Source organism: Novosphingobium sp. KN65.2, from assembly GCF_001368935.1.
GTDB lineage: Bacteria > Pseudomonadota > Alphaproteobacteria > Sphingomonadales > Sphingomonadaceae > Novosphingobium > Novosphingobium mathurense.
In genome coordinates this window covers 20887-28151 of the sequence record NZ_CCBH010000210.1, presented here as the reverse complement: position 1 = coordinate 28151, position 7265 = coordinate 20887, and the positions used below count along the sequence as shown (strand labels likewise).

The following is a 7265-nucleotide window of genomic DNA, read 5'->3' as shown; positions in this document are numbered from 1 at the left end:
ACCGGGACGATGATTTTCATCGAACTAATCCCTCGTGTATTGTAATCCCGTATCGCGAGCCGCGCATGGCATTCATGCGCGGCTTGCGACATTCAGTTCCGGGCCGACCAGGGGCCAAGCTCGGACACTTCACGCAGGAACGGAACTTCGTCGCTTTCAGGCTTCTCGAATTCACGCGCGTAGCGGTGTCCGCTGAAGACCGCCGCCGCAATCGTGCCCGGTGCAAGACTGTCACCGATCCGCGAGAAGGACTTAATGCCGGCATCGCGCACCTGATCGCCCATTGCGGCAAGCGCATTGTAGACGGAATCATGCGAAGTTCGCGAGGTCACCATCACCACCGAATTCGCTTCGATGGTCGTCTCCCGCCCCGTGAATGCACATGCCAGCTTCGCGGACTGATCGCTGAAGCCCACAAGCCCCTGATTGGCCACAATCGTAACGCCCTTGTCCAGCAGCCGCTTCTGGATGCGCGGCTGCTCGAGCGTATTTGCGGTCCATCCCGAAACGACCGGTGCCGGCGTCACCAGCGTGACATCAAGCCCCAGATCCCGCAACTTCTCGGCAATGACGCCGCCCATGTAATAATGGTCGTCATCGAAAACCACGGTCGGTCCGGTGGGAATGCGGCCAGCCATGATGTCATCCGGCGTATAGATCACCTTCTCATCGAGACCTGCAAGCGGCGTGCGGTGATAACGGGCAACGCCGTCGCGGCGCCATGAAGAGCCCGTCGCAAGCACGACCCGATCGAATTCCGCACCCAGGATTTCGTCGGCGGACATGTGGCTGTCCATATAGATCTCGACATTGGCGAGCTGGTGCAGCTGACCGAGACGATAGTCGCGCACGCGGCCCCAGGCAGAGAGACCTGGCAGCAAGGGCTCACGCAACACGCGCCCGCCCAGTTCGGTCGTCGCTTCGGCCAGGGCGACTTCGTAGCCGCGCTTGCCCAGCGAGACCGCACACTCCAGGCCGGCAGGGCCAGCGCCGACGACGAGAACGCGATCCTGGCTTTCCCGCGCAGGGATCAGTTCCGGATGCCAGTTACGCCGCCATTCTTCGCCCATGGTCGGGTTCTGCGTGCAGCGGATCGGCGTGTAGGTATTGTCGGCAGCCGCGCAAATATTGCAACCGATGCATTCGCGGATGTCGTCGAGCCTGCCTTCCTTGATCTTGTTGGGAAGGTAGGGATCCGCGATCGACGGGCGGGCGGCGCCCACCATGTCGAGCACACCCCGACGTACCTGCGACACCATCGTGTCAGGCGACGTGAAACGTCCGACTGATACGACGGGCTTGCTGGTGACCTGCTTGACGAAGGAGACATAATCTTCGTGCACCGCCTCTTCGCCAAATCGCGAAGGCCGCGAGTCATTGGACCAGTCGCCAACCGTCACGTCCCAGAGATCGGGAAGATCCGCCAGCATCTCGATAAGATCCCGGCCTTCCCCGTCCGAGCACAGTCCCGCCGGGCCGACCAGTTCGTCGACGCAGATGCGGACCGGCACAGCGCAGGTGTCGCCGACGGCGTCCTTTGTTTCCTCGATCAGTTCGCGCAAAAGGCGCGCGCGGTTCTCCAGCGAGCCGCCATATTCGTCGGTCCGCTGATTGTATCGGCGCGACAGGAACTGCATCGGCGTGGTCAGGCCGTGCGCAGCATAGACATAGATAAGGTCGAACCCGGCCTGCTTCGCGCGGCGCGCTGCGGCGGCATGCCACCGGCGCAGATTCCGGATGTCTTCCTTGTCCATCGCACGCGACTGGACAGGATCATAGGAAACAACCGTGTGCGACGAAGGCCCGAGCGGGATTTCGCGCGAAATCCGGTTCTGCGCCCGAAAACCGTGATGGCCAAGCTCGACACCGGCAAGCGAGTCAAACTCGTGAATGGCGTCGGCCGCTCGCGCCAGGGCGGGGATGTCCCGGTCGTCCCACAGGCGCGCTTCGTTGTGCGGCGAAATGTCGGCGGAGGGATGAATTTCGCAGACTTCGGTGCACACGACTGCCCAGCCGCCTTCCGCCTTGACGCGCCGCATGGCCGCCATGCCGGACGGGGCCCGGTGCCCCATGCCGTTGCAGTGCGGGACTTGATAGAAGCGATTCTTGGCCGTTACCGGCCCAATCTGCACTGGTTCGAACAAAATGTCGTAACGGGACCCGTTCAATTGCACCTCCTAAAGTTGGGTTGGCGGGCTCCCATGCAGGTCCAATCGACAATTGCCCCCACACGGCAAAACGAGAGCAAAATGCCCTCGCCATTCCCGTCATCCAATTCTGCCTGGATTATATACGCCAGCTACGGACCAATTATATACATAATGCAACAATGGTGTCAATATGCATTCTTGGTTGCAAATATGAAACAGTCTTGCCATGGATATCTGGCGGGATTGTCCCGCTGTCAGCCTTGGAGAGACGTGATGTCCCAACTCGTAAGATTTTCTAGCCCGGATACGGTTACGCCGCCTTATGGACCCTATTCCCACGTTGCGACTGTATCGGCTGACGCTGAGCTGGTATTCCTTTCTGGCCAGGTCGGCGAACTCCCCGACGGCAGCCTTCCGGAGAGCATCGAAGATCAGTACCTGCAAACGATCAAGACCATCGCTGCCATCCTTGAAGCGGAAGGCCTTGGCCCGCAGAATATCGTCAAGCTCACCACTTATGTAACTGAACCGATCCCGGCCGATCGTCTCCGCGCTGCGCGCCATTCCGTATTCGGCGACATCAAACCGGCCGCCACCCTCCTTTTCGTGCCCCGCCTTGCCGCCGATGGTTACAAGGTTGAGATTGACACCATCGCGGTGCGCGCCGCGAAGTAAGTCTCAAGTAACAGACCTGACCAGTGGGGACTGACTGTTCAGTCCCCACTGGCCTGCGGTCAAAGCAAAAAGCGCGGCAAGTCCAGGTCATCCGACAGTCCCGTTTGCACCGCGTATCGTCTGCGATAGCGACAAACCCGCTCAAACAGACGGTCCGGCACGGTCAGACCAAACACGCCTGGTCGACGGGCACCGAGGCAATGACCGCGAGAGTCGCGCCCTGCACCGCTTAGATCGGCAAGCCCAGCCTCCAGCCGGGATCGTCTCCAGAACGACGGTCGGACCGGGAGTGCGGATTGCAAGTGCGGCCAGCAGCAAAACATCAGGATTCTATCGCGGACAACCCCAGCCATGCGATACGGCGCGGCGATGCTGTCATCGCCGCGCCGTTCATCCTGCACGATCCTGATCTTGTGAGGCAGCGCCGGGGCCCGCGGCCGATACCCCTTGCTACCCGTTCAGCGTGAGCCTTCACCGGCGCTACTGAATTGGAGGATTTGGACGTCATCCTCTTCACGTCGCCACGATACAGGACCCAGGCCTTGCTCAAGCCCCAAACTCATGTCCGGGCCATTGACTCGGTACGGGACGGGTCAGGACCAATGCGGGCGGATCTCATTCTACACGGCGATCAAGGTTCGCGCGTCGAATGACAGTGACTGATCCGCCCGGCGATCGGTGTGGTCGAATACGCCTTCTTCCACGGCCTGCGGGGGCCGCTGTTCAAAAGAACAGCGTCTCCAGCGTGAAGCCGATCCAGCGGCCGAGGAATATCACGGTTGTCCAGAGGATGAACGACAGGGCGCCGGAGATACGCGCGGCAGTCGGAGGCGGCATGTCTTCATCCCATTCGGCAATCCTGCGGTACGCAGTCGAATGGAACCAGATCATGTTCAGGCCGGCCAGCGCGATGAAGCCCAGCTTGACGAGAAACTGAGTATTGTTGGCGTAGGACACCGGATTCGACATGAACATGAGCGTTCCGGTGATCGCTGCCACGACGAACGCCACCCACGTGTAAGGCAACAGTTCAGCGGTCAGGCGTTGGGCACTTCTGCGATGCGATGCCACTCCGAAAAGCCGCAGATCGACGATCAGGATAGTGCCGAAGACGATCGCGATCGCCAATACGTGGAGCGATTCAAGGAGGGGAAAGGCGCTGGCGTTTTCGCGGATACCCGCGGACAGCGGCAAATCGTTAATTTTCTGGAGCGCTGTTTCTATATTCATGGCTGAAATCTTCCATTGGATGGAGGTAGGCGGCCGATGCCGTGGACATGAAGATCAGGTGTAGGCGATGAAACGCCCGCAAAAGATCACGGCACACCAAATGATCACCATCAACCAAGCCAGAGACTTGGAAGCTTCCGGAATAACCTCGCCTGCCATCGTATCGCCGGTCCGCAGAAGTGACTTGCGGGCCTTCAGGGTGACCAGGCTAGCACCGGCAACCAGCGCCATCTTGATCCAGAATAGGGTGTTACCCAAGGTACGGCCTGGCTCGGCCACGATCAGTACCGTGCCCGTCAGAAGCAGGACGACAAGTGCAACTTTCATCCACGGCAGGTAACGGCGAAGCACGTCCGCCTCCGGGCGATCGGTCGCGATGACTCCCGCCAAGCGAAGTTCGGTTAGAAGTGCGGATCCGACCACTACGGCGATTGCAAGAATATGCACCGTCTGGATGTTCGGGATGATCCACGTCGTTTCTCTGATCGCAGTCGAGACCGGAGTGGCGTAAAGCCATTCGCCGAATGCGGTTATGGACATTGCTATTTCCCCTCTCTGGGATGAGTGGCGGTCAGGCCCTGTTTTTCGATGAAATCTTCGGATTGACCCTACAGGCGGGGCGATCCGATCCAAGTTATGAAACGGTACTGTACCGGTACAACTGACGGTGTAGCGCAGGGAATGACACTGTTACAAAGCGGTGACATTACCGTTAAGTTATTGAATTTTCTATATATATTACAAGACCGTCGCCGGCCCGTTCAAAAGCTGCGTTTCAGGCCGAGCCTAACCTGCCTCGGTTCTGCAATCTTGCTGTTATATCCTTCCACCCCTTCCGCCGGTTCGCCGGGAAGTCGGGTGGTGTAGAAATAATCGACATCGTGCCCCTTGCTGTTCAGGGCATTGAGTAGATCCAGCGAAAGCTCCCATTTGCCGGGTGTGAAGGCGACCCTGGCATTGAGCAATGTGGTGGCGCTGCCCTTGGCACTGTTATCCTCGGTAAGGGCATGCGGCCCCAGATGCCGAACGCGCAGCGACGCGTTGATGCGGTTGAAATGCGTCGCGACGCCCAGCTCCCCGGCATTTCGCAATGCGCCGGGAATGTAGTTGGCACCGGCCGGCAGATCCACATAACGGGCTTTCGCCGCAGTCCAGACCGCGTCCAGCGTCAACCAGTTGCTGAGCTTCCACCACGCGGTAAGCTCGTATCCCTGGCGACGCCCGGCACCGCTGGGTTCAACCGCTCCGGAATCGCCGACATATATCAACTCGCTGGCGATCCGGCTCCACCAGTAGTTACCGGTGAACACCAGTCGTCCACGTTCCAACCGAAAGCCCAGTTCGCGAAAGTTGCCCTTGACCAGACCGGGTGCAGGTTCGGTCGGCGCAGTGACGCCTCTGGCATCATTGCTGTGAAACCCCTGACCGTAGTTCGCGTAGAGCGCCAAGCCGTCGGCTACTTCGACATTGGCTCCAATGCGCGGTGAATAGATGCTATCCTTGACCACACCGCTCCAGGCTGCCCCCGCCAGAGCCTTGGTTTCGAACCGATAGAAGTCCCCGCGAAGGCCGCCGACGATCATGACCGCCGGTACTGGCTTCCACTGCACTTCAGAATAGAGCGCCGCGGAATCTTCCTGCACGGCGAACCTGCTTCTGGTAAAATCGACCACACCTTGAATGGTGTGATCCAGTCCGACCTGGGAGATATCATCCGCTCGCCCTTCGGCCCCGAAAGTCAGGCTGAGCCCATCGCCGAGAGTAAATCGCTTTTCGATCCTGCCGCCATAGCCCCACATCTTCTCGTACTGTCGGAGTTCATCCCCGTTGACGGGATCGTCGAGAAAGTAGGTGAAGTTGGAAAGAAGGCTCCAGTTATAATGCTGCGCCCAGAGTGTCAGCCGCCAATCGTCCGCCCCATCGATGTTGAGCGTGAACGTCTGCCGGTCGGTCCTCCCGTTCAGGTAAGGATCAAGGGTGCCATAAGCGTCCTTGATCAATGTTCCGATCGCGCGTTCGGGAATTTGCTCGGTGGGATTCCACCGCGCACTGTAAAGGTTGGCACTCAACTGGATCTTGCCGAAAGGCACGTCCACCCCATACTTCAGCAGCCCCGAATAGCTGTTGAAATCCTCTGGCAGAGCCCAAGGCCCATCGTTGAATTTGGCTTGGCCTATGGCGAGCAGGTCCCCGCCAGCGACCGGGATTGATCCACCCCCAACCAGGCGCCGATATTGGAAACTGCCGGCTTCGGCGGTAACGAAGGGATCTAGCTGGCTCTTTGTCGTTATCCGCGCCGAAGCGACAAATCCGAAATCACCGTCATCGGCCCGATAGGGACCTTTGCGATAATCGATCCGCGCAACGGATTCCGGAATCAGCCCCCCTACGTCGAGATACCCCTGGCCATGACCATGCGTACGCAGATTCATGGGCATTTCGTCTATGTGCAGCGAAAAGTCCGTACCGTGGTCTAGGTTGAAACCACGTACGAAATACTGGTTCGCCTTGCCGCCACCGGAATGCTGCGTCGCTATCATTCCTGGAACGGCTTCCAGAAGTTCTGCCGGACGCAGCAAAGGCCGATCCGCCAGGTCTGCACCGGCGACTGCCCCCTCGCTGGCGGCAACCGAAGTACCGATGCGGTGCTCACCCCGGGCCGTCACGATGATCACGGGCAAGCCCGATGCCGGGCTGTCCTCCGCGCGTACCGGGGCTGCAATCGCTTCCGACAGTAAGCCACCGGCAAGGAGCAGTGCCCCTCCCCTCCATCGCGGCCTGCTTGTTCTTGGCAGCTTCATGACGCAGCTTCTCCCTTTCTGCGCGGGCGGTGTAACCGGCCCAATGCTGCCGATGGTTCGCAGATCCGGTTTGCGCGGCAAGTTACGAACGGTTCGGACAAAGAGCGAACGTGCGTGCGCCTTCGGGGCTTTTGGCCGCAAAAATGGACCGCCATGGATCGACAAGGTCCCGATTTCAGTGCCGACCTTGGTTCTGTTACGGGCCGTAACCCTGCTGCAACCCATCCGTTGTCGCAAATCCGGCCAAGTCTCACTTCAGTCACTCAGACGTTCTCCGAACACCGGTGGAGCACGTTTTCGGCCTGCCTGTACCGGTCATTTCTCTTGGTCTTTCGAGCCGAATCCGCGGCTTTGTTCCTGCGAAGTGGCGGGCAGGACGGTCAGGGGGCGGCTTCTCGTCCACTGCTGT

General features: G+C 59.6%; 5 protein-coding genes. 1 reads left to right on the top strand and 4 read right to left on the bottom strand.

Annotated features, from left to right (window positions below; genetic code table 11):
* Nucleotides 1–92: 92 nt before the first annotated feature.
* Nucleotides 93–2168 carry an FAD-dependent oxidoreductase gene (locus tag SPHV1_RS22540; RefSeq protein ID WP_054948243.1) on the bottom strand — a complete coding sequence of 692 codons (2076 nt, stop codon included), beginning with the start codon at nucleotides 2166–2168 and terminating at the stop codon, nucleotides 93–95.
* A 255-nt stretch (nucleotides 2169–2423) separates the two neighbouring features.
* Between SPHV1_RS22540 and SPHV1_RS25555 the strand changes: the two genes are divergently transcribed.
* Nucleotides 2424–2825, top strand: a complete 402-nt coding sequence (locus tag SPHV1_RS25555) for a RidA family protein (protein WP_054948242.1) — start codon at nucleotides 2424–2426, stop codon at nucleotides 2823–2825.
* A 723-nt stretch (nucleotides 2826–3548) separates the two neighbouring features.
* Here the strand turns inward: SPHV1_RS25555 and SPHV1_RS22530 are convergent.
* The 3 genes from SPHV1_RS22530 to SPHV1_RS22520 all read right to left on the bottom strand — a co-directional run bounded on the left by SPHV1_RS22530 (nucleotide 3549) and on the right by SPHV1_RS22520 (nucleotide 6856).
* Complete coding sequence (locus tag SPHV1_RS22530; protein WP_054948241.1) at nucleotides 3549–4055, bottom strand: DUF6644 family protein; 507 nt, start codon at nucleotides 4053–4055, stop codon at nucleotides 3549–3551.
* 54 nt (nucleotides 4056–4109) lie between these two features.
* Nucleotides 4110–4595, bottom strand: coding sequence for a DUF6644 family protein (locus tag SPHV1_RS22525; protein ID WP_054948240.1), 486 nt, complete (start codon nucleotides 4593–4595; stop codon nucleotides 4110–4112).
* A 221-nt stretch (nucleotides 4596–4816) separates the two neighbouring features.
* Nucleotides 4817–6856 carry a TonB-dependent receptor gene (locus tag SPHV1_RS22520; protein WP_197277790.1) on the bottom strand — a complete coding sequence of 680 codons (2040 nt, stop codon included), beginning with the start codon at nucleotides 6854–6856 and terminating at the stop codon, nucleotides 4817–4819.
* Between the last annotated feature and the right edge of the window lie 409 nt (nucleotides 6857–7265).

What these genes read in the sequence shown, in the direction of transcription:
- SPHV1_RS22525 (WP_054948240.1), bottom strand. Translation starts at nt 4,595, where the DNA reads ATGTCCATAACCGCATTCGGCGAATGGCTTTACGCCACTCCGGTCTCG.
- SPHV1_RS25555 (WP_054948242.1), top strand. Translation starts at nt 2,424, where the DNA reads ATGTCCCAACTCGTAAGATTTTCTAGCCCGGATACGGTTACGCCGCCT.
- SPHV1_RS22520 (WP_197277790.1), bottom strand. Translation starts at nt 6,856, where the DNA reads ATGAAGCTGCCAAGAACAAGCAGGCCGCGATGGAGGGGAGGGGCACTG.
- SPHV1_RS22530 (WP_054948241.1), bottom strand. Translation starts at nt 4,055, where the DNA reads ATGAATATAGAAACAGCGCTCCAGAAAATTAACGATTTGCCGCTGTCC.